Annotated in this window: 18 protein-coding genes and 1 riboswitch; of the genes, 14 read left to right on the plus strand and 4 right to left on the minus strand. The window is 71.9% G+C overall.

Going from position 1 to position 22961, the window contains the following annotated elements; all coding sequences use genetic code 11:
• Positions 1–31: 31 nt before the first annotated feature.
• Complete coding sequence (locus tag ABD287_RS07855; protein ID WP_344170493.1) at positions 32–508, minus strand: Lrp/AsnC family transcriptional regulator; 477 nt, start codon at positions 506–508, stop codon at positions 32–34.
• A 160-nt stretch (positions 509–668) separates the two neighbouring features.
• Here ABD287_RS07855 and hppD point away from each other — a divergent pair, with 160 nt between their 5' ends.
• The 8 genes from hppD to ABD287_RS07895 all read left to right on the plus strand — a co-directional run bounded on the left by hppD (position 669) and on the right by ABD287_RS07895 (position 10179).
• Positions 669–1859 carry a 4-hydroxyphenylpyruvate dioxygenase gene (gene hppD / locus ABD287_RS07860; RefSeq protein ID WP_344170496.1) on the plus strand — a complete coding sequence of 397 codons (1191 nt, stop codon included), beginning with the start codon at positions 669–671 and terminating at the stop codon, positions 1857–1859.
• Positions 1860–1870: 11 nt separating this feature from the next.
• Positions 1871–2590 carry an RDD family protein gene (locus ABD287_RS07865; RefSeq protein WP_344170499.1) on the plus strand — a complete coding sequence of 240 codons (720 nt, stop codon included), beginning with the start codon at positions 1871–1873 and terminating at the stop codon, positions 2588–2590.
• Positions 2591–3502 (plus strand): RDD family protein, encoded by a 912-nt coding sequence (locus ABD287_RS07870; protein ID WP_344170502.1) that lies wholly within the window; start codon positions 2591–2593, stop codon positions 3500–3502.
• Complete coding sequence (gene hisC, locus ABD287_RS07875; protein ID WP_344170504.1) at positions 3499–4572, plus strand: histidinol-phosphate transaminase; 1074 nt, start codon at positions 3499–3501, stop codon at positions 4570–4572. Before ABD287_RS07870 ends, hisC begins: the two co-directional genes overlap by 4 nt.
• Positions 4573–4669: 97 nt before the next feature.
• Positions 4670–4786, plus strand: a riboswitch (SAM riboswitch).
• 97 nt (positions 4787–4883) lie between these two features.
• Positions 4884–5894 carry a homoserine O-succinyltransferase MetX gene (metX, locus tag ABD287_RS07880; protein WP_344170507.1) on the plus strand — a complete coding sequence of 337 codons (1011 nt, stop codon included), beginning with the start codon at positions 4884–4886 and terminating at the stop codon, positions 5892–5894.
• Positions 5891–7144 carry a cystathionine gamma-synthase gene (gene metB / locus ABD287_RS07885; RefSeq protein WP_344170509.1) on the plus strand — a complete coding sequence of 418 codons (1254 nt, stop codon included), beginning with the start codon at positions 5891–5893 and terminating at the stop codon, positions 7142–7144. The genes metX and metB overlap by 4 nt, the downstream gene beginning before the upstream one ends.
• A complete protein-coding gene (locus ABD287_RS07890; RefSeq protein ID WP_344170511.1) occupies positions 7141–8205 on the plus strand; it encodes a hypothetical protein in 1065 nt (354 codons plus the stop codon). The genes metB and ABD287_RS07890 overlap by 4 nt, the downstream gene beginning before the upstream one ends.
• 138 nt (positions 8206–8343) lie before the next feature.
• On the plus strand, positions 8344–10179 hold the full coding sequence (locus ABD287_RS07895; protein ID WP_344171001.1) for an endonuclease/exonuclease/phosphatase family protein: 1836 nt from the start codon (positions 8344–8346) through the stop codon (positions 10177–10179).
• A gap of 22 nt (positions 10180–10201) precedes the next feature.
• Here ABD287_RS07895 and ABD287_RS07900 read toward each other — a convergent pair whose 3' ends face one another.
• Entirely contained in the window at positions 10202–10726 is a 525-nt protein-coding gene (locus ABD287_RS07900; RefSeq protein ID WP_344170514.1) for an acyl-CoA thioesterase, read from the minus strand.
• A 289-nt stretch (positions 10727–11015) separates the two neighbouring features.
• Here ABD287_RS07900 and ABD287_RS07905 point away from each other — a divergent pair, with 289 nt between their 5' ends.
• From ABD287_RS07905 to ABD287_RS07930, 6 genes are all read left to right on the plus strand, one after another.
• Complete coding sequence (locus tag ABD287_RS07905) at positions 11016–13001, plus strand: MMPL family transporter (RefSeq protein ID WP_425565544.1); 1986 nt, start codon at positions 11016–11018, stop codon at positions 12999–13001.
• Positions 12994–14319 (plus strand): cryptochrome/photolyase family protein, encoded by a 1326-nt coding sequence (locus ABD287_RS07910; protein WP_344170520.1) that lies wholly within the window; start codon positions 12994–12996, stop codon positions 14317–14319. Before ABD287_RS07905 ends, ABD287_RS07910 begins: the two co-directional genes overlap by 8 nt.
• 599 nt (positions 14320–14918) lie before the next feature.
• Positions 14919–15422 carry a pyruvoyl-dependent arginine decarboxylase gene (locus tag ABD287_RS07915; protein ID WP_344170522.1) on the plus strand — a complete coding sequence of 168 codons (504 nt, stop codon included), beginning with the start codon at positions 14919–14921 and terminating at the stop codon, positions 15420–15422.
• Positions 15419–16741: a hypothetical protein gene (locus ABD287_RS07920; RefSeq protein ID WP_344170524.1), complete on the plus strand. Its 1323-nt coding sequence runs from the start codon at positions 15419–15421 to the stop codon at positions 16739–16741. The genes ABD287_RS07915 and ABD287_RS07920 overlap by 4 nt, the downstream gene beginning before the upstream one ends.
• Positions 16742–16835: 94 nt before the next feature.
• Entirely contained in the window at positions 16836–19217 is a 2382-nt protein-coding gene (locus ABD287_RS07925; RefSeq protein WP_344170527.1) for a putative bifunctional diguanylate cyclase/phosphodiesterase, read from the plus strand.
• A gap of 96 nt (positions 19218–19313) precedes the next feature.
• Positions 19314–20003: a RibD family protein gene (locus ABD287_RS07930; protein WP_344170530.1), complete on the plus strand. Its 690-nt coding sequence runs from the start codon at positions 19314–19316 to the stop codon at positions 20001–20003.
• A 250-nt stretch (positions 20004–20253) separates the two neighbouring features.
• Here ABD287_RS07930 and ABD287_RS07935 read toward each other — a convergent pair whose 3' ends face one another.
• Entirely contained in the window at positions 20254–21384 is a 1131-nt protein-coding gene (locus ABD287_RS07935; RefSeq protein WP_344170533.1) for an AI-2E family transporter, read from the minus strand.
• Between the two features lie 9 nt (positions 21385–21393).
• A complete protein-coding gene (locus ABD287_RS07940) occupies positions 21394–22791 on the minus strand; it encodes an alkaline phosphatase PhoX (protein ID WP_344170536.1) in 1398 nt (465 codons plus the stop codon).
• Between the last annotated feature and the right edge of the window lie 170 nt (positions 22792–22961).

Genomic DNA, 22961 nt, shown 5'->3' on the forward strand with positions numbered 1-22961 from the left:
CACGCTGTGAGGCTGTTCCGATCCTTCGACGTCATGATTCGGGTGCGGCGGCCGAGCGCACCAGCGGCAGGGTGCGGAAGGGGATCCGTTCGGCCAGCGCGATGAACGTCGACGCCCGGGTGATGCCCTCGTAGCCGACGACCTGGTCGATGACGCGTTGGAGGTCCGAGTTGGATCGGGCGACGATCCGGCACAGCAGGTCCCCGGCGCCGGAGATGGTGTGCGCCTCCAACACCTCGGGGATCTCCCGCAGGTGGTCGGCGACGAGCCGGTGCCCGTACCGCTGCCGGATCTCCAGGGTGACGAACGCGGTGACGGCGAAGCCCAGCGCGGCCGGGTCGATCTGCGGCGCGAAGCCCCGGACCACACCCCGGGCCTGGAGTTTGTCGAGCCGGGCCTGCGCGGTGCCGCGGGCCACGCCGAGCCGTCGGGACAGCTCCAACACGCCCATCCGCGGCTCCTCGGTGAGCAGGCCGACGAGTTCGGCGTCGAGGTGGTCGATCGTCATCGTGCGCGGCTCCAACGGTAGGCAGATTGTCCAGAGGTTCGGTCCGCCAGGCTACCGTTTCGGGCAAGATGACCAGCGGTTCGGGTGAGAGTTGCCCAGGGCTTGTCCGAGCGTCATCCTCGCCTCATCAGCCGGCGGTCAGAAAAGGGGGTCATCGTCGATGACCAGTGCCATCGAGAAGCCCATGGACTCGGACGACGTCAACGTCGACGACCTGGTCGGGGCGGTCGCCCACGACATCTCGCAGGACCCGTTCCCGATCAGGGCGTGGGACCACGTCCGCTTCTACGTGGGCAACGCCAAACAGGCCGCCCACTACTACAGCACCGCGTTCGGCATGACGCTGGTCGCCTACCGCGGCCCGGAGCAGGGTTTCCGTGAGCACGCCGAGTACGTGCTGACCGCCGGCGGCGTGCGGTTCGTCCTCACCGGCGGCGTCAGCGCCGACTCCGAGGCGACCAGGCACTACGCCAGGCACGGCGACGGCGTCATCGAGATCGCTCTCGAGGTCCCGGATGTCGACGCGAACTATGCGTACGCCATGAAACAGGGCGCGACGGGCCTCGTCGAGCCGCATGATGTCACCGACGGCCACGGGACCGTCCGGATCGCCTCGATCGCCACCTATGGCGACACTCGCCACGTCCTGGTCGACCGGTCCCGTTACAACGGCCCCTTCCTGCCCGGTTTCGTGAAACGCGCGCCGCTGGTGGTCAAGCCCGAGGGCTCGCCGAAGCGTTACTTCCAGGCCATCGACCACATCGTCGGCAACGTCGAACTCGGCAGGATGGACCACTGGGTCGATTTCTACAACCGGGTCATGGGCTTCACCAACATGGCGGAGTTCATCGGCGACGACATCGCCACCGACTACTCGGCCCTCATGAGCAAGGTGGTCGCCTCCGGCACCCGGAAGATCAAGTTCCCGTTGAACGAGCCGGCGGTCGCCAAGAAGAAGTCGCAGATCGACGAGTACCTGGAGTTCTACGGCGGCCCCGGCGCCCAGCACATCGCGCTGGCCACGAATGACATTTTGGCCAGCGTCGACCACATGCGGGCCAACGGCGTCGAGTTCCTCGACGTGCCGGACTCGTACTACGACGACGACGAGCTGCGCGAGCGCATCGGCCTGGTCCGGGCGCCGGTCGAGGAGCTCAAGAGCCGCAGGATCCTGGTCGACCGGGACGAGGACGGCTACCTGCTCCAGATCTTCACCAAGCCGCAGCAGGACCGTCCGACGGTCTTCTACGAGTTGATCGAGCGCCACGGCTCGCTCGGTTTCGGCAAGGGCAACTTCAAAGCCCTGTTCGAGGCCATCGAGCGCGAGCAGGAGCTCCGGGGCAACCTGTAAGACTGGACCTTGTGACACAGCCTTCGCATGATCCGTCGAGCGACCCGGCCGGCAACCCGCCGGCCGGGCCTGCGCCGTTCGCGCCCGAGGTCCCTGTCGGCCCGCCCGGGGTTCTCGGACCTCCAGGTCGGCCCAGCTTCCCGGGCCAGCCACCGCAGCGCGGCCACGCCACCCAGCCCGGCCACGCCACCCAGCCAGCCTGGGACGGCTACGCTGGCGCGCCGCTCATGCCGGTGAGTCCCGCCGGGAAGCCGTTGGCGTCGTTCGGCGAACGCCTCGCCGCCGTGATCATCGACGGTGTCGTGTTGACGCTGGCGATCGTGGTCGTCCTGCTACCGCTGACGGTGCTCGGGGCGGCGGGCATCGGGGCCGCCTTCGGGGACGTGGACGGCGGGGTGTTGTCAGGGGCCGAGGTCATTGTCGTGGTCCTGTTCGTCCTGGTGATGGTCACGCTCCTGCTCGGCGTCTCGCACGCCTACTCCGTGGAGTTGCCGCTGCGTCAGGACGGCCAGACGCTGGGCAAGAAACTTCTCAGGATCCAGATTGCGCCGTTGGCGCCGCAGGAGACACGCACCCGGGGGATGCTCGCGAAGCGTTACTGGCTTCAGGTCCTCATGGGTATGGCGCCGTTTCTGCCGTACCTGGACGGGTTGTGGCAGTTGTGGGACAAGCCGTACCAGCAGTGCCTGCACGACAAGGCCGCCAGCACCGTCGTCGTGAAGGTGAGCTAGGTGGCGCAGCTACCCCCCGGTTGGTACAAGGACCCGGCCGATCCGGCCGCCCAGCGGTACTGGGACGGCGAGGGCTGGCTGGGCGGCTCATTGCCGGCGGACGCCGTGCCGCCGGCCGGACCTACACCCCAGCCGCCCGAGCAGGCGTCGCCTCCGGCTCACCAGCCCGTACCGGCCCCGCCTCCGGTTCACGGACCGCCCCCAGCGTACGAACAGCCCGCAGGTTACGGACCGCCCGCGCAGCATGGTCCGCCCCTGCGCTACGGCCCGCCCGGAGCCTATCCGCCGCACCCGCGTTTCGGCCTTCCGCCAGCGCCGCTGGTACACGGACACGCCCTGGCGACGCCGGGCGCGCGACTGGTCGCCCGGCTCATCGACATCGCCGCGATTCTCGGGCTCAACCTCGTCGTCAACGGGTACTTCGTCTGGCGGTACGTGCAGGAGGTCTCGCCGGCGCTCGCGGAGTTGTGGCGCCGCTCGCGGGAGCTTGACCAGACCGACGAGCCGTTGCCGGCGGCGCCGAACGCCCAGCTCTACATGATGATCATTCTGTTGGTGGCGGCCGCTTTGTGGCTGGCGTACGAGGTCCCGGCGCTGGCCAACACTGGCCAGACGCCCGGGAAACGGGCGGTCGGGATCCGGGTGGTGCGGCTCGAAACGCCGGGACCGCTCGGGTTCGGGCGCGCGTTACGGCGCTGGAACACCCTGGGCCTGCCCACCCTGCTATGGGGATGCTGCGGGATCGGGCTGGTCATGCAGGTGATCGACTGCGCCGCGCTGTTGTTCAACCGGCCGCTCGGCCTGGCGCTGCATGACCGCTCGGCGGGAACGGTCGTCGTGGCCGGCTCGTCCGACCCATTCCACCCTGCCGGCGTCGACGCCGGACCGCACAACCCCGGAGGCACCCGATGATCCGTCTCACCCGCGCCGACCTGGAGGCGTTGCCCAACTACGTGCCCGGTCGCAGCCCGGCCGACCTGGCCCGCGAACTGGGGCTGACCGAGGCGATCAAGCTGGCCAGCAATGAGGTCCCGTACGGGCCGTTGCCGGGCGTCGTCGAGGCGGTGACGGAGGCCGCGCGCCAGTCGCACCGGTACCCGGACATGGGCGTGCTGGCCCTGCGCGCGGCATTGGCCGAGCGGTACGGGGTCGCGGCGGACCGGATCGCCACCGGCTGCGGGTCGGTCGGTCTGGCCGAGGCGCTGGTGCGCGCGACCTGCCTGCCCGGGGACGAGGTCGTCTTCTCCTGGCGTTCCTTCGAGGCTTACCCGATCATCGCCGCGACCAGCGGCGCGACCGCCGTCCGGGTGCCGAACACCGCCGGGCACGGTCACGACCTGCCGGCGATGGCCGCCGCGATCACCGACGACACCCGGCTGGTTCTGGTGTGCAACCCGAACAACCCGACCGGCACGGCGCTGCGCCGGGCCGAGTTGGGGCGGTTCCTCGACGCCGTGCCCACCCGCGTGCTCGTCGTCATCGACGAGGCGTACCGCGAGTTCGTCACCGACGAGGACGTGCCGGACGGCCTCGCCTTCGCCGACCGGTCCAACGTCGTCGTCCTGCGGACCTTCTCGAAGGCGTGGGGGCTGGCCGGGCTGCGAATGGGTTTCCTGGTCGCGCAGCCTGAGGTGGCGTCGGCCATCCGTAAGGTGATCACGCCGTTCTCGTCGAGCCTGCCCGCGCAGGCGGCGGCGCTCGCCGCGCTCGGCCAGGAGGACGAGGTCCGGCGCCGCTGCGCGCTGGTGGTCAGCGAGCGGGAGCGGCTGTTGGAGCGGGTCCGCAAACTCGTGCCGGACGCCCCGGAGACGCAGGCGAACTTCGTCTGGCTGCCGTTGGCCGACGAGGCGGTTCCGTTCGCCAAAGCGTGTGAGGCCAAGGGCGTCATCGTGCGCCCGTTCGCCGGGGACGGCGTGCGGGTGACGGTCGGCACGCCGGAGGAGAACGACGCGTTCGTCGCCGTCGCCGAGACCGCGCTGTAGATCCACAAGGTCGGCGCACAGTCGACAGTCACACGGCTATTGACGCCCGTCGCTATGCCGTTGACAGAGGGTCGCCATCCGCATACGCTCGCCGAGACATCCATCAAGACCGGCTGAGGGACAGGCCCGAAGACGCCGGGGCAGCCGCCCGTGAGGTAACTCGCGGGTATGGTGCCAAATCCTGCGGGGGCCCGTGCCTTCCGGAAGATGGATCGCTGGAGACGGCGGCTGTCAGGCCCCCGCCCCCCGCGATTGCTCATCACGTCCGCCGCAGGAGTTGGCTACGCCACGAACCCTGCGGAGTGCGACGAATGAACGCAACGATCACCGCGGCCGACGCGCGATGTCGCGTCCCCGCGCCCTCCCCAACCGGCCAGATCACGTTCACCCACCGCATGACCACCCGCCACGCGGGCGAGCGCGATGTCACCGTCCACGCCGAATGGCAGGGCCGACCCGACGGCCCGGTGGTCATCGTCGCCGGGGGCATCTCCGCCGGCCGGCACGCCGCCGCGTCCACCCGGAACCCGGCGCCAGGCTGGTGGGACGCCCAGATCGGCGCCGGCAAGCCGATCGATCCCGACCGACGCCTCGTCCTGGCCATCGACTGGATCGGCGCCGACGGCGCCGTGGACCACCCAGTCGACGCCGCCGACCAGGCCGACGCCCTGGCCGCCACCCTGGACCGACTGAACCTCGACCGGGTTGCGGCGTTCGTCGGCGCCTCCTACGGCGCGATGACCGGCCTTCAGTTCGCGGCCCGGCACGGGCGCCGGCTCGACCAGCTGGTCGCGATCAGCGGCGCCCACCGACCCCACCCCTACGCCAGCGCGCTGCGCGGCGTCCAACGTGGCATGGTCACCGCCGCCGGGGCCGACCCGCGGGCCCGCCGACAGGCGCTCGCGCTGGCCCGCCAACTGGCGATGCTCACCTACCGCACCCCGGCCGAGTTCGCCGCCCGGTTCGCCGCCGGGCCGACGCTCACCGACGACGGCGCCGTGCTCCCGGCATCGGCCGGATACCTGGCGCGCTGCGGCGAGCGGTACGCGGCCAGCACCGCGCCGGCCGCCTTCCTGTGCCTGTCCGCATCGATCGATCTGCATCTGGTCGACCCTGCCGCGATCGCCGTCCCGGTGTCGCTGGTGGCGGTCGAGGAGGACCAGATCGTGCCGCCCGCCCTCGTCGCCGAGTTGGCGAGCCAGCTCGGCGGGCCAGCGCAGTTGACCACGATCAGCTCGCTGACCGGCCACGACGCGTTCCTGACCGAACCGACACTCATCGGCGACGCGCTTCGCGCCGTCCTTAACGGAGGTAACGAATGACCGCCCAGTCCCCGATCACGCGCGGCGTGCGCGCCGGCATCGACAGCGACCCGACTCACGGCGCCGTCGTCCCGCCGATCGTGCTGTCGACCAACTTCTCCTTCGCCGGCTTCGACGACAAGCGCCGCTACGACTACACCCGCAGCGGCAACCCGACCCGGGACGTGCTCGGCGAGGCCCTCACCACGCTGGAGGGCGGCGCCGGCGCCGTCGTCACCGCCACCGGCCTGGCCGCGATCACGGTGACGCTGCACGCGCTGCTGTCGCCGACGGACACGCTCGTCGTCCCGCACGACTGTTACGGCGGCAGCTGGCGGCTCTTCGACGCGCTCGCCCGCAAAGAGCAGTTCCGCCTGGTCACGGTCGACTTCACGGACCCGGCGGCGGTCGGGGCGGCGTTGCAGGACGCCCCGACCGTCGTCTGGCTGGAGACGCCGTCGAACCCGCTGCTGCGCATCACCGACATCGCCGCCGTGGCCGAGGCCGCGCACGCCGTCGGGGCGGTCGTGGTCGCCGACAACACATTCCTGTCGCCGGTGCTACAGCGCCCCCTGGAGTTGGGCGCGGACATCGTCGTGCACTCCACGACCAAGTACATCAACGGACACAGCGACGTCGTCGGCGGCGCGGTCGTGGCGGCTGACCAGGACGTGGCCGACAAGCTGGCCTGGTGGGCGAACGCCCTCGGCCTCACCGGCAGCCCGTTCGACAGTTTCCTCACCCTGCGCGGCCTGCGCACCCTCAACGCCCGGATGCGAGCGCACCTGGAGAACACCGAGGCGATCGTCGAGTCGGTCGTCGGGCATCCGGCGCTCGCCGCGGTGCACTACCCCGGGCTCCGCAGCCATCCCGGGCACCAGGTCGCCGCCCGCCAGCAGTCCGGCTTCGGGGCGATCGTCAGCCTGGACCTGGCCGGCGGCGCGCCGGCGGTGAAGGCGTTCCTGGACGGCCTGACCTGCTTCACCCTGGCCGAGTCGCTCGGCGGGGTGGAGAGCCTGGTGGCGCACCCCGCGACAATGACGCACGCGGCGATGTCAGCGGACGCCCGCGCGGTCGCCGGCATCAGCGACGGCCTGCTCCGGTTGTCGGTGGGCATCGAGGCGGCTGAGGACCTGGTGACCGACCTGCTGTCGGCGCTGCGCCGGGCGGCCGCGGTGACCCCGCCTTCGTCCGCCGGCGCGGCGCCGGTCGGGGCCGGCACGGCCGTCGCCGTGGACGGGTCGGCGGCGTTGGCCGGCGCCGCCCGGTGAGCGCGCTGCTGGACATTCCGCTGACGGTGGTCCGTCCCGCGGTGGCGGTGGCGCTGCTGGGGACCGGGGTGGTGGGCGGCGCGTTCCTGGACCGGTGGTCCCGGCTGTCCGGGCTCGGTCTGCTCGGCGAGCTGCGGCTGGTCCATGTGGCCAACTCCCGACACGAGGTCGGTCACGCCGCCGGGCTGGACCCGGGCGGCGTCCGCGACGAGCTGCCCGCGGGCCGGGCGCCGATGCTCGGCGAGGTCGGCGTCGGGCTGCCCGAAGGGTCGGTGGTGGTGGACGCCACGGCCAGCGACGACGTCGCCCGGTGGCACCCACTGTGGCTTGAGGCGGGGCTGCGGGTCGTCACCGCCAACAAGGCGGGGGTGGGCGGTGACCTGGCCCGGTACCGGGCGATCGACGCGCACCGTGCCCACTACGGCGACTCGGCCACCGTCGGCGCGGGTCTGCCGCTGCTGCGGTCGCTGCGGTCGTTGCGCGCCGGCGGGGACCGGGTCCACGCCATCGCCGGGGTGCTGTCCGGGTCGCTGGCGTGGCTGTTGGACGCCTACGACGGGTCGACGCCGTTCTCGGAGCTGGTGCGTCAGGCGCGGCGGCGCGGGCTCACCGAGCCGGACCCCCGCCAGGATCTGTCCGGGGCGGACGTGCTGCGCAAGCTGCTCATCCTGGCCCGCGCCGCCGGCCGTGACATCACCACGGCCGATGTCGTGGTGACGCCGTTGGCCCCGGCCGCGCTCGCGACGGCGCCGCTGGCCGGGCTCGACGCGGCGCTGTCGGCCCTGGACGAGCCGCTGCGCCGGGCGCTGGCCGCAGCCGCCGCCGACGGTCGACGGCTGCGGTTCGTGGCCCGGCTGGACGCCGACGGCGGGGCCCGGGTCGGGTTGGAGGCGCTGGCCCCGGACGACCCGTTGGCCGGCGGGGGCGGTTGTGACAACCGGGTGTCCGTGTGGAGCGACCGGTACGCGGATAGCCCGCTGGTGATCCAGGGGCCGGGAGCGGGGGCCGAGGTGACCGCCGCGGCTCTCATCGACGACATCCTTCGCGTCGGCGGCGGCTGACCGCCGGCGCCCGCCGGCCGTGCGGCCTTCACCGGCCGTTGACGCCGCGTCTCCGCGGCGTAACACTCCACGCAGGACGATCGCCTGGTCACGCCTGCCGAGGAGGACGCCGTGCGCCGTGTCGGTTCGCAAGTGGGAATGGTCGCTTGGTCGGCTGGCGCCGCGGCCCGGAGACTGGGCGCGGTGGCGCTGGTCGTCGTGACCGTGGCCGGGTCGCAGGCGTCGGCGGGGGCGCCGCCGACGCCTGCGGGGACGGACTGCGCCGATTACCCGGCGACCCGAATCCGGGCGATCCAGGGCGCGTCGCACCGTTCGCCGTTGTCGGGACAGCAGAGCACCCGGGGCGTCGTCGCCGCCGTGGGCAGGACCGGGCTGTGGTTGCAGGACCCCTGCCCTGACCGCTCGCCGGCCACCGCCGAGGGCCTCTACGTCCACCTGGGCGCGGCGCCGACTGTCGCGATCGGGGACGAGGTGACGGTCGTCGGCACGGTCGCCGAGCGCCGACCCGGCGGGGCGAACACCGGCAACCTCACGCTCACCGAGCTGACGGCCGCGACGGTGACCCGGCTCGGGGCGCGGGCGCTGCCGGCCCCGGTGGTCGTCGGCAAGGGCGGCCGGGTGCCGCCGGCGATGGTCATCGACGACGACGCGACGGGCAGCGTGGAGACCTCGGGGGCGTTCGAGCCGACGGAGGACGGCATCGACTTCTGGGAGTCGCTGGAAGGAATGCGGGTCCAGATCGCCGGGGCGGTCGCGGTGGGGCCGCGCACCGCGCGTGGCGAGATCGCGGTGGTCCCGGCCGGCGCCGGTCTGCGGACGCCCCGGGGCGGCATCGTGGCGCGCGCTGACGACTTCAACCCCGAACGCGTCATCATCGACGACCGGCTCGCGCCGACGCCGACGGCGAACACCGGCGACACGTTCGCCGTCGACCCGGTCGGGGTCCTTGACTACGACTTCGGCGCGTTCAAGCTGCTGCCCACGACCAGTCCGACGGTCACCGATCGCGGGCTGACGGGGGAGAAAGCCAGCGCGGCGGCGTCCGGGCAGCTCGCGGTGGCCACGTTCAACGTCGAGAACCTCGATCCGGGGGACCCGCCGACGAGGTTCCAGCGGCTGGCCCGGACGGTCGTCGAGGGCCTGGCCGCCCCGGATCTGGTCATCCTGGAGGAGGTCCAGGACGACGACGGGCCCTCGAACACCGCGGTCGTGTCGGCCGGCCGCACCGTGGCCGCGCTGACCGCTGCCATCTCAGCGGCCGGCGGCCCCCGCTACGCGTTCCGGCAGGTCGACCCGGTCGACGACGCCGACGGGGGGGAGCCCGGCGGCAACATCCGCAACGTCTTCCTCTACCGCGCCGACCGTGGGCTGTCGTTCGTGGACCGCCCCGGGGGCGCGGCGACCGTCGACAGCGGCGTCGTGGCCGAGAACGGTCGGCCCCGGTTGGCGCACTCGCCGGGACGGATCGCGCCGGGCGCCGCCGCCTGGGCCGCCAGCCGTAAGCCGCTGGTCGGCGAGTTCCGGTGGAACGGCCGCACGGTGTTCGTGGTGGCCAACCACTTCGGCTCCAAAGGCGGCGACGATCCGCTGGTGGGCCACCGGCAGCCGCCGGTCCGCTCGTCGGAGGTCAAGCGTCACCAGCAGGCGACGATCGTCAACGGGTTCGTCCGGCGGGTGCTGGCCGTCGACCCGGACGCGGCGGTGGTCGTCGCCGGGGACATCAACGACTTCGAGTTCTCCACGACGACGGATCTGCTCGTCGCCGGGGGCGCCCTGGTGGACCTGCCGCGGACACTGCCGGCGGCCGAGCGCTACACCTACGTGTACGAGGGGAACTCGCAGGTGCTCGACCACATTCTGCTCTCGCCCTGGCTGGCGGCCAGGAAACCGGCGTACGACATCGTGCACGTCAACGCGGAGTTCGCCGACCAGGTCAGCGACCATGACCCGCAGGTGGTCCGGCTCGCTTTCTGACGCTGCGGCGGGGCGTGGCCGGTCAGTCGCGGGCGCGGGCGGCGCGTAGCTCCTCGCGCAGCGACAGGCGGTGCCGGCGGCGGATCTCGGCCTCCTCGTAGGCTCGTCGTTCCTCGCCGGTCTCCGGGTTGAGCGTCGGCACGGCCCGCGGCCGGCCGTTGTCGTCTACGGCCACCATGACCAGGTGCGCGGTGACGACGGTGGTGGCCGGCACGGTGGCGTCCCACCGGTCGGCCCGGACGGTGACGGTGACCTCCATCGACGTCCGGCCGGCCCAGGTGACCTCGGCGTCGAGGTGGACGACGTCGCCGACGCGGACGGCGACCAGGAACGCCACCTCGTCCATGGAGGCGGTGACGGCCGGGCCTTCGGAGTGCCGGGCGGCGGCGACGCCGGCGACGGAGTCGATGAGTTTGAGGATCTCGCCGCCGTGGACGGTGCCGAGCAGGTTCGTCTCGTGCGGGGTCATGATCTGCGAGAGGGTGAGCCGGGAGGCGGAGGGGACTTTGCTCGCGGCGGCGGATACCTGCCAGGCGGGTGTCCTCATGCTGTGCTCCCTGCTGGTTCGCTGGCGCGGTGAGCGCGGGAGGCGACGATATCTGACCACCGGGTTTACGGTCGCGCTTCTTGGGTCAGACGTGTCCAGCGCCACCGGTTCACCGACGAGGTGGGGCAGCTTGCATCGATTCTTGCGTCGATTTAGGCTGCGAGGTGTGACTCGGCCGGCGTTGTCGGCCGAGAGTCGATCAAGGGGGCCGGCTGTGCGCCGATGGGGCTTACTGATCTCCGGCGCGGTGGTGCTGGCCTGGCTGGCCATCAGCGGCGTAGCCGGGCCGATGTCCGGCAAGCTCGCCGAGGTCGCCACCAACGACAACGCCTCGTTCCTGCCGGCCGATGCCGAGGCCACCCGCGCCCAGCGCCTCGCGGGTGGGTTCGTCGACCAACCGTCCACGCCGGCGGTCATCATCTACGAACGCCCGGGTGGCCTGACCCCCGCTGACCTGGCCCGGGTCAACGCCGACATCGCCAGGATCATCGAGGTCGAAGGAGTCCTCAGCCCGCTGCCGCCACCGGCCCGCAGCCCGGACGGGCAGGCGGTCCGGGCGATCGTCCCGGTCGCCGACACCGCCGAGGGCAACACCCCGGAGGTGGTCGCCGAGCTGCGCGCGATCGCTACCTCGGCGCAGGGACTGGAGGCGCACGTCGCCGGGCCGGCCGGACTGCTCGCCGACCTCGTCACCGTCTTCGAGAGCATCGACGGGACATTGCTGCTGGTCACCGCGTCCGTCGTCGTGTTCATTCTGCTGCTGGTCTACCGCAGCCCGGTGCTGTGGATCGTCCCGATGATCTGCAACGCGGTGGCGTTCTCGGTCTCCGCCGCCGCCGTCTACTACCTGGCCAAGGCCGACATCATCGTGCTCAACGGGCAGGCCCAGGGCATCCTCACCGTCCTCGTCTTCGGCGCCGGCACCGACTACGCCCTGCTGCTGGTAGCCCGCTACCGCGAGGAGCTCACCCGACACCAACAGCCCGTCGACGCGATGCGGGTGGCGCTGCGCGGGGCGTTCCCAGCGATCCTGGCCTCCGGCGGCACCGTCATCGCCGGCCTGCTCTGCCTGCTGCTGTCGGCGCTCAACTCCAACCGGGCGCTCGGCCCGGTCTCCGCCGTCGGCATTGCCGCCACCCTGCTGGTCATGCTCACGTTGCTGCCCGCGCTGCTGGTGCTCGGCGGCCGACGGGTCTTCTGGCCGCGCACCCCCCAACCCGGCGGAAACCTGGGCGCCAACCGGCTGTGGCGGCGGGTCGCGGTGTTCGTCGCCCGGCGGGCCAGAGTCATCTGGGTGGCCACCACGCTCGCGCTGCTGGCGCTCGCCGGCGGGCTCGTCGCCCTCGACACCCGGGGCCTGAGCAGCGACGAGATCTTCACGACCCGTACCGAGTCCGTGATCGGGCAGGAGGCGTTGGCCCGGCACTTCCCGGCCGGCACCGGCAGCCCCGCCCAGGTGTTCACCAAGGTCGAGGCGTTGGCGCAGACGACCGCCGCAGTCCGCGCCACCGAGGGCGTCTCCGACGTGCGCGTCGTGCCCGACGCCGGCGGTCCGGCCCCCAAGGTGGTGGACGGCTGGGCCCAGGTGCAGGCCACCCTCACCGCCGCGCTGGACAGCGACGCCGCCGAACAGACCGTCGAGCGGCTGCGGACCGCGACGCATGCCGTGCCAGGAGCGGACGCCCTGGTCGGCGGCTTCACCGCCGTCAGCCTGGACACCCGCACCGCCGCCGAACGCGACCAGCGGGTCATCATCCCGGTGATCCTGCTCGTCATCGCGGTGATCCTGGCCCTGCTGCTGCGCTCGCTCATGGCCCCGGCGCTGCTCATCGCGACCGTGGTGCTGTCGTTCGCGGCGACCCTGGGCATCTGCGCGCTGCTGTTCGAGTACGTCTTCGGCTTCGCCGGCTCCGATCCGTCGTTCCCGCTCTTCGCGTTCGTGTTCCTGGTGGCTCTCGGGATCGACTACAACATCTTCCTCATGAGCCGGGTCCGCGAGGAGGCGCTCGTGCACGGGGCCCGGGCCGGCCTGCGGCGAGGGCTGGCCGTCACCGGCGGGGTCATCACGTCCGCGGGAGTGGTGCTGGCCGCGACGTTCGTGGCGCTCGCGGTGCTGCCGCTGGTGGTGCTCGTCGAGCTGGGCGTCGCGGTAGCCCTGGGCGTGCTCCTCGACGCGGTGATCGTCCGGTCGTTGCTGGTGCCGGCGCTCGCCTACGACCTCGGGGCGAAGATCTGGTGGCCCAGCCGCGCGATCGGGGACGGTCGCCGTGGCTGACCCGGCGGTCCTGCTGCTCACCCGTGATCTGCGGGTGCACGACAATCCGGCGCTGGTCGAGGCGGCCCGCGGCGGGCGGGCGGTGGCGCCGTTGTTCGTGGTCGACCCGGCGATCACGGTCAGCGAGCCGCGGCGCCGGTTCCTGGCCGAATCGCTGGCTGATCTGCAAACCTCCCTGCGACGACTGGGCGCCGACCTCGTCATGCGGGTGGGGGACCCGGTCGTGGAGGCGGTCCGGTTGGCCGGCCAGCTCGACGCCCGGACGATCCTGTGCGCCGAGGACGTGAGCCGGTACGCCCGCAACCGGCAGCGCCGCCTGGCGCGCGCCTGCGAACGGGAGCGCATCGACCTGTGGTGGGGGCCGGGTCCGACGGTCGTGCCGGCGGGTGAAGCGCTGCCGGCGGGCGGCGGCGACCACTACAAGATCTTCACTCCGTACCACCGGGCGTGGTCGGGTCGGCGGTGGCGGGCCGTCGCCGAGCGTCCGGAGGTGTTGCGGCTGCCGTCCGGGCTCGACGGGGACGATCCGCTGAGGTTCTTCGACGACCCGTCCGGCCGGCCGGCGGCGGTGGCCGCGGGCGGCGAGAGCGAGGGCCGCCGCAGAGTGCGGCGGTGGCGTGGGCACGCCGCCGGTTACGGCGACGGCCACGACGACATGGCCGGCGACCGGACCTCACGGTTGAGTCCCTACCTGCATTTCGGCTGCGTGTCGGCGCGCGAGGTGGTCGCCGAGTTCGCCGGCAACGAGGCGTTCGTCCGGCAGATGTGCTGGCGGGACTTCTATCACCAGCTGTTGGCGGCGTTCCCGGATCTGGCGACGCGGGTCTACCGGGCGACGGCAGCCGATGACTGGGCGGACGATCCACAGGCGCTGGACGCCTGGCGGCAGGGCCGGACTGGTGTGCCGATCGTCGACGCCGGCATGCGCCAGCTCGCCGCCGAGGGGTGGATGCACAACCGGGCCCGGCTCATCACGGCCGGTTTCCTCGTCAAGAAGCTGGGCCTGGACTGGCGGGCCGGCCTTGCCTGGTTCGGCGAGCGGCTGCTCGACGCCGACGTGGCCAACAACGCCGGAAACTGGCAGTGGGTCGCCGGCACCGGCACGGACGCCCGTCCGCATCGTGGTTTCAATCCGATCCGGCAGGCCCGGCGGTACGACCCGGACGGCGACTTCGTCCGCCAGCACGTTCCTGAGCTGGCACATATCGAGGGTCCGGCGGTGCACGAGCCGTGGTTGCTTCCGCGCCGCCCGTCGGGTTACCGGATCTCGCCGGTGGATGGTGGGTCAGCGGTCGAGGATGTGTTTGAGGGCCGTTGAGTCGGTTTCTCAGCGAGTGTGGGGCGTGCCAGGGGTTCTCCTGGTACGCCCCATACGTCGTTCTGGGCCGGTTACGTGGGTTGTCCGGTTCGGCTGTCGCCCTTACCCGGGGTGATCGCCGCCGTCGGTCCACGCAGGGTGGAGAAACGAGGGATTACGGAGAGTTGCCCGATTCGCCAGTATTGAGTAGGTAAGCGCAAAGCTGCACGGGGCGCCCGGGACAGCCCGGGGAAGCCCCGCCGCCTACTGGCAATCGGAAGGACAGACAGGTGCATGACACGGGGGAACACCTGAGATGCCACGCCGGCACATGTGCCGAAGGTCGTAATTGGCTCTACGTAGTGACGCAATTTCGCAGCGTCACCGACATGCCAATGATGGACACGTAGACCGAAACTTCTTCACTCTCCGGCCGCGCGCCCCGGCCAACTCTGCGCCGTCACGCGCGCCAGGGGCGAGCCCCGACGCCGCCACCCGCACTGCCCCGCCCGGCCGACGCTTGCCCTGGCGTCCGGCCCACGCCCCCACCCGCAACGACGCCCAGCGTGCCGCCCCCACCCCGGCGCGCCGGACCGTCACGCCCTGAAACGGAGCACACCATGGCCAACTCCGCTGTCTACAACGCCATCCCGGTCGTCCGGGCCACCGGCATCGGCGGCACCACGCTGTCCGCCTTCCACGAGGCGCTCGTCGCCGTCGACCTGGGCCACTACAACCTGGTCCGCCTCTCCAGCGTCATCCCCCCGCGGACCGGCGTGGACACCGAAGGCAGGGTCGACGTGCCCGTCGGCCAGTGGGGCGACAAGATGTACTGCGTCTACGCGGTCCAGACCGCCACCGAGCCCGGCGAGCAGGCATGGGCCGGGATCGGCTGGGTGCAGCGCCTCGACGGCAAGGGCGGCCTGTTCGTCGAGCACGAGGGCACCAGCGAGAACTTCGTCCGCACCGCGATCCTCACCAGCCTCGCCGACCTGGTCGCCGGCAGGGAGGACGAGTACGCCGCCCCGGAGTTCGTCATGCACGGCGCCGAGTGCGTCGACAAGCCGGTCTGCTCGCTGGTCATCGCCCCGTACGAGGCCGCCACCTGGGCCGGCGCCCGATGAAGCGGCTCACGGTCGAGAAGACCCTCCCCGCTGCGGCCATCGACGCCCTCTACGAGCTGTACCGGGCGGCGTTCACACCGCTCCAGGCCAAGGCCGCGGCCCGACACATGCTCGACGCCGACGAGTTCGCCGCGGAGATGGTCGACGAGCGGATCGAGAAGCACGTCGTCTGGGACGGCGAGCGCCCGATCGCGCTCAACACCCTCACCACCGACCTGGCCGCCGTGCCGTGGGTCAGCCCGGAGTTCTACGCCCAGCGGTACCCCGACCGGGCCGAGCGTGGCGCGCTGTTCTACCTCGGCTACACCCTGGTCCACCCCGACTACGAGGGCCAGGCCATCTACGCCCGGCTCATCGCCCGGCTGGCCCGCCGGGCCAACGACGCGCGGGCCGTCGTCGCCTTCGACGTGTGCGGGTACAACGACCAGACCCGCAACCTGGCCGCCGGCATCGCCGGGCTGTCCCGCACCCTGGACATGACCCTGGAGACCATCGACGTCCAGACCTACTACGCCGCCGTCCTCAACGGCCCCCGGACCGCCCCCGCGGAGCCGGCGCAGTCCCCGCAGCCGCAGACCACGGTCCGGACGGTCACCCTGGCCGAGCGGCCCGACCTGGCCGAACGCATCCCGGCGGTGTTGGAGAGCCGGTGGCCGGCGTTCATGCTCGGCGGCGTTCCCGGGCACGGCGTCGACCTCACCGTCCTGCTCAGCCACGCGCCACAGCACCAGATCCTGCTCCTGGACGCCGACGACGAGGTGCTCGGCGTCGGGCTGTCGACCCCGTTGAGCTGGGACGGGACCGTCGCGGGCCTCCCTGACGGCTGGGACGCCACCGTCGCCGCCGGCGTCCGGCTGCTCCTGGACGGCGCAACCCCCAACGCCGTCAGCGCGCTGTCGGCCACCATCACCCCGAAGGCGACCGGCCGTGACCTCGCCGACCGGCTCCTCGGCGCGATGAAGGACGCCGCCCGGGCCGTCGGCGCGACCGAGATGATCGCGCCGGTGCGCCCGGTGTGGAAGTCGAGATACCCGCTGGTCGATATGCAGGAGTACGTCGACTGGCGCGCCGAGGACGATCGCGCGTTCGATCCGTGGCTGCGCAGGCACCTTGACGCCGGCGGCCAGGTCCTCAAGATCGCGTCCCGGTCGATGACGATCACCGGTAACGTCCGCGAATGGGAGAGCTGGACCGGGCTCGCCATGCCCGCCTCGGGCGAGTACCTCATCCCGGGCGGGCTGGCGGCGCTGCGCCTGGACCGGGACAGCGACCGTGGCGTGTACGAGGAGCCGAATGTGTGGGTCACGCATCGCCTGTGACTCCGTCGCCCGATTCCCTCAACTCGGTTCCGCATAGTCCGAGTTGAGGGATGAGGGGTCGTCCGATCGGCGACCGCAGCGGAGGAGGGCGACCATGTCCGTAGCGGCGGCGCCCCACCGGCGGCGAGCCTCCGACGCCATGCTCCCGGCTCTGGTGAGCTGGGCCTTCCTGGCCGTCGGCGTCATCGCGCTGGCCGGTTACGCGCTGGCTCCGCCCGCGGCGTCCGAGTCGGTGTTCGCGTTCTTCGCGGTGGGCTCCGTGGCGGCGATCGGCTACGGCGCCGTGCGCAACCAGCGCCCCGGTCGGCGCGGGCCCTGGTGGGCCATCGCCGCCGCCATGACGCTCTTCCTCGGCGGTGGGGTCCTGCGCCAGCTTGTGCCCGGCGCCGACAGCAGCGCGCCCGGGCCGGCTGCCTTCATTCCCGACCTGCTCATCGTCCCCGGTTACATCCTCATCGCCGCCGGCTTCATCGAGATGCTGCGGCAGCGGCGCTCCGCCGACGAGGACCCGGCCCGGGCCGACGCTGTCCTGCTCGGTATCGGCGCGGCGCTGGCTGCCTGGTCCTTCCTCATCGCCCCGGTCATCGGCCAGGACGGTGGCGTCGACCCGGTCCAGGCGTCGGCCACGTTCTTCCCGCTCGTCGACGCGATCCTGCTCATCGTCGTCGCCCAGCTCCTGCTCGGCGGGGGTGTCCGCGAACCCGTCCTCTGGATGATCGGCGGCGCCACCACCGCCATGCTGGCCGGCGATCTGCTCTTCGCGCTCAACGCCGCCGGCGCCGACGGGCCCCGACTGAGCCAGGCCGGCCTCGACCTCGTGTTCCTGGCCGGATTCGTTCTCGTCGGGGCGGCCGCGCTACACCCGGGCATGAGGAAGCTGACCGAGGCGAACCCGGTGCCCCTGCACGATCTGGGCATTCTGCGGACTGTCGCGATCGGGTCGGTGATGCTCGCGCCGACCGTCGCCGCCGCGCTGGTGCCGCCGGTGGTCGTCTGGGACGCGGCGGTGCGGGTCGCGCTCACCGCGTTGCTGACCGCCGCGATCGTCGTCCGGATCGTCCGCGCCCACCACGCCCGCGCTCAGGCGCAGGACGCCGCGCGCGCCGCCGAGCTGGCCGAACGCCGCCGCGCCACCCACGACAGCCTCACCGACCTGCCGAACCGGGAGCTGCTCACCGAGACGATCACCCACTGGGGCGAGCTGGCGAACCGCGACGGCTGCGAGATCAGCCTGCTGTTCATCGACCTCGACCGGTTCAAGATGGTCAACGACAACTGGGGCCACCACGTCGGCGACGAGCTGCTGTGCGCCGTCGGCGACCGGCTGGCCTCGATGATCCGCGCTGAGGACATCGTCTGCCGGATCGGCGGCGACGAGTTTGTCGTCGCCCTGGCCACCGAGGAGCCGTCGGCGCTCGATGAGTCGCTGGCGCGGCGGGTGGTGGCCGCGTTCGCCCAGCCGTTCCAGCTCTCCGTCGGCGAGGTCATCGTGACGCCGTCGATCGGGGTCGCGCGGGCCAGCGGCCCGACCGACGCGCTGGAGCTGATCCGCGACGCCGACACCGCCATGTACCAGGCCAAAGAGTCCGGGCGCAACGCGTTCGCCCTCTACGACAGCGCCACGCGCAAGGACACCCGTCGCCGGGTCGACCTCGAACAGGCGCTGCGTGGAGCGCTCGAACGCGGTGAGCTGTCACTGCACTACCAGCCGATCATCGACCTCGCGGCCGCCGAGCTGTCCGGGTTCGAGGCGTTGCTGCGTTGGGACCACCCGCAGCACGGCCGGGTGTCCCCGTTGGACTTCGTCCCGATCGCCGAGGAGACCGGACTGATCATTCCCATCGGTCGGTGGCTGCTCGGCGAGGCAGTCGCCCAGCTTGCCCGGTGGCGCGCCGCCCGTCCCGCCGAGGCGCCGCAGCTGCACATGTCGGTGAACATCGCCGTCCGGCAGCTACGGGGCGCGGACCTCGTCGAAGACGTCCGGCAGGTGCTTGGCGAGCACGACCTCCCCGCGTCCGCGCTCTGGTTGGAGATCACCGAATCGGGCGCGATGCAGGACCTGGAACGTTCGCTGGCCACCCTGAACGATTTGAACGCGCTCGGGGTCACCCTGTGCATCGACGACTTCGGCACCGGCTACTCCTCGCTGAGCTACCTGCGCCAACTGCCCGCCCAGATCGTCAAGATCGACCGTTCGTTCGTCAACGGCGTCGGGGAGGGCCACGGCAACGAGGCGATCGTCCGGGCCGTGTTGGCGATGTCCCACGCCCTCGGCCGGCAGGTCGTCGCCGAGGGTGTGGAGACCGCCAGCCAGCAGGAGTGGCTACGCGGGCAGGGCTGTGACCTCGCCCAGGGTTACCTGTACGGCGCGCCGCGGCCCGCCGACGCCAGAACGGATTGGCTGACCTGGCCGTTGGCGGACCCGGCCGCGGCGACGTTGACCGGCGGGGGGGCGTCCGCGCACACTGCCGGGTGAACCCGTCGCGGGCCGGGGCCGGGCGCCGAACCGCCGCCGATCTGGCATCGTGTCGCTCGGACCCGACGTGAGAGCGCCGAACTGGAGCGACAGGAATTGGCTGAACGTCCGTACGTCCTGCTGTCGTGCGCCGTGTCGATCGACGGCTACCTCGACGACGCCGCCGACGGGCGCCTGCCGCTCTCCAACGACGAGGACTTCGACCGGGTTGACGCGGTCCGTGCCACCTGCGACGCCATCCTCGTGGGCGCGAACACGATCCGGCGGGACAACCCGCGGCTGCTCGTGCGCTCGCCGGAACGTCGTGAACGACGGATCAGCGAGGGCCGCAGCTCCTCGCCGCTGAAAGTTTCTGTCACCGGGCGTGGCGCGCTGAAACCCGACGCCGCGTTCTTCACCTCAGGCGACGACAGCAAGGTGGTCTACACCTCGGGACGCGCGTACGGCGAGGTGGTCGCGAACCTCGGCCGGGTCGCCGAAGTGGTCGCGGCAGGCGACCCGATCTCGTTGGCGCGCGTCCTCGATGACCTGGCCGGTCGGGGCGTGCGGCGGCTCATGGTGGAGGGCGGCAGCGCCATGCACACCCAGTTCCTCGCCCTCGGCCTCGCGGACGAGCTGCACCTGGTCATCGCGCCGTTCTTCGTCGGCGACTCCGCGGCGCCGCGGTTCGTGACCGACGGCAGGTTCCCGAACGACAGCGGCAACCGCGCCAGCCTGCTGGAGAACCGGACGATCGGCGACTGCGTCCTACTCCGCTACGGACTGTCAGACCGAGCCACGAGTTGACTACAGCCAATGGCGCAGAGCGGACCAGTCCGCGTCAACCGGAGCCCGGACACAGCGCAGTACGCTGTCCGTAGGCGTACAACCCCAGCAAGGCACTCCGTTTCGGGGTCCGTTTGAGACGGGACAGTGCCAGCGCGCCGCGCCGCCGAGCCGAACCGCCGGGAGCAGGCCGATGGTCAGGGCAACGCAGCCGGACGGAAATGCGAGCAGCGATAACGGCATGGCGCAGAGCAGACCGGTCCGCAGCGCATCACTGACCGGCGTCGTCTGTGGGTGAGCCCGTCGGGGTCGGCTCGGCGTCCGTCAACGCCCCTTGCGATGCCGCGGCCATGGTGCCCGGTTTGGCGGCCCGCGCCGCCCATACCTCGGTGGCGATCACCTTCACCATGCCGGCGACCGGGATGGCCAGCAGCGCGCCCAGGATGCCGGCCAGCTCGACGGCGATGAGGATCGCGACCAGCACCGCCAACGGGCTCAGTTGGACGGTCCGGGCGAAGATGACCGGCTGGAGCAGGTGGTTCTCCACCTGCTGGTAAGCGACGAAGAAGACGAGCACCACGATGCCGGCCACCATTGACTGTGAGAACGCGGCGAGCCCGGCCACCACCGCGCCCAAGGTGGCGCCGACGAGCGGGATGAGGTCGGCGACGGCCACGAACAGGGCGATCAGCCCCGCGTACGGCACGTTCAGGATCGCGAGGACGGCGTAGGTCAGGACGCCGCAGATAAGGCTGATGAGCAGGTTCCCGCTCAGGTAGCCGGTGACGGCGCCCGCGCACCTGGCGCCGACCCGGCGCGCCCGCTCGCCCTGCCCGACCGGCAGCAGACGTTGCAGCCCGTCGAGGATTCCCGGTGACTGCAACACCATTACGTAGGCGAGGACGAAGATGGTGACGGCGGCGACTACGGTCGTGGCCGCCCCGCGCAGGAAGCCCAGCGTCGGGGCGGCCAGACTGCTGAGGTAGGACTGGATCTGGTCGCCGTGCTCGGCCAGGTACTCGCGCACCCGTAGGCGTTCCATCGGCCGGGCCAGCGGGCCGCGACCGGCCCAGGTGTCGCGGACGAGGTCCGGCAGCGTCTGAGCGAGCTGCGCCGCCTCCTTCGAGAGCGGGATGACGAACAACGCCAGGAGCCCGGCGAGCAGCACGAAGACCAGCAGGAAGACCAGCAGCGTCGCCAGCCAGCGTCGGCACCAGCGGACCCGCCGTTCGAGCAGGTTCGCCAACGGGTTGAGCGCGGTGGCGAAGAACGCCGCTACCACCATCCAGACGATCACCTGGTGGGCGGCGTACAGCAGGCCCAGGCCCAGCAGGGTGGCGAGCACCAGCCCGATGACGGTGAGCGTCACCTGGGCGGTGGTCCGGGCAGCGGCCGGCGGCATCGGGTCCATTCAGCGGCGGGGGCTGCGACGCCAGGGACCGGTGATCGCCAGCACGTGCCCGGGATTCTGGACGGACACGTACAGGGTCGTGCCGTCGGCGCCGAACACTGGTCCGGCGAACTCGGCGTTGTTGAGCTGGTTGCGCGCCAGCGGGTACGCCTTGCCGCCCTCGGTGACCCCGATGAGGTGGGAGAGCCCGCCGCCGTCCTCGGCCAGGATCACCCCGCCGTCCGGGGAGACGGTGATGTTGTCCGGGCCGTCCAGGCCGCCCCGTCGGTCCGGCGCCGGGTTGACGCCGAAGATCGTCTTGAGGGTGACGGTCGACCGCCGCGGGTCGTAGAACCACACCTGCCCGTCGTGTTCAGCGGCGCTGCCGTCGGCGGTCCGGGCGAAACTCGACACGAAGTACGCCCCGCCGTCGCCCCACCAGGCGCCTTCCAGCTTGCGGGCGCGGGTCACCTTTCTCGTGCCGACCTGCTTGCGGACCGATTCCGATGAGGCGTCCCGGTCCGGGACCGCCACCCAGGTCACCTGGTACGTCGTTCCCGGTTTGGTGGCCTGGGACAGGTCGACGACGACCGCGCCGCGACTCACGCAGCGCATCGCCTCCAGCGTGCCGGCCTCGTCGCCGTCCGCGGATTCGGCCAGCGCCCGCAGCCGGCCCTTGCCGCCCCGGAACCCGGGCGGGGGGGTCCACCGGTAGTAGAGGCCGTTGGGGTTGGCGGCGTCCTCAGTCTGGTAGATGGCATGCGTGAGCGGGTCGACCACCACCGCCTCGTGCGCGAAGCGGCCCAGGAACGTCAACGGAACCGGCCGACGGTTTGCGGCAGCGTCGTGCGGGTCGACCTCGAAGGCGTATCCGTGGGTCTTCTGGAACGGTCCCACCGCCCGCTGTTCGGACTCCTCACACGACAGCCACGTCCCCCACGGGGTGACCCCGCCCGCGCAGTTGTTGTGCGTCCCGGCCAGCGAGACGCGCTCGCCACGGCGCCGGCCGTCGCGGTCGACGGTGATCGTCGTGGCGCCGCCCCGGGCGCCCGGGTCGTAGGTCAGGCCGCTCAGGGCCGGAACCCCGTACGTCTCGGTGGCGCCGATCTCGTGGTTGCAGACCAGCGTCGAGCCGCCGTTCGGGGCGGGGAAGAGTCCCATGCCGTCGGGGTCGCTGGGGGTGGGCTCGCCGCTTTCCAGCCGCGTCACCCCGGTCTGGGCGATCACCCGGTAGCGGAACCCGGCGGGCAGGGCCAGCAGCCCGGCGGGGTCGGGCCGCAACGGCCCGTATCCGGTTGGCGGGCGTAGCGCGGCCTGGGCGGCCGGCGCCCCGGCGACGCTCGACAGCGACCCGGCGACGACGATGCCCAGTCCCCCGCCGGCGCTGACGCGAAGCACTTCACGGCGTGACAGCGACACGGCGATCCCTCCTGACGCGCGGGGCGGCCCCCACGGTGCCCCGAAGGGCGCCCGACCGGACGCAAACGCGTAGCCAGGCCCGCCGGGGTCGCCGACTTCCCGGAGATTATCGGACAAACCGTCCGGACGAAGGCCGATGTGCCTGGTTGGTTCCGGTCCACCCCGAACGG

Source organism: Pilimelia columellifera subsp. columellifera (assembly GCF_039532605.1).
GTDB lineage: Bacteria > Actinomycetota > Actinomycetes > Mycobacteriales > Micromonosporaceae > Pilimelia > Pilimelia columellifera.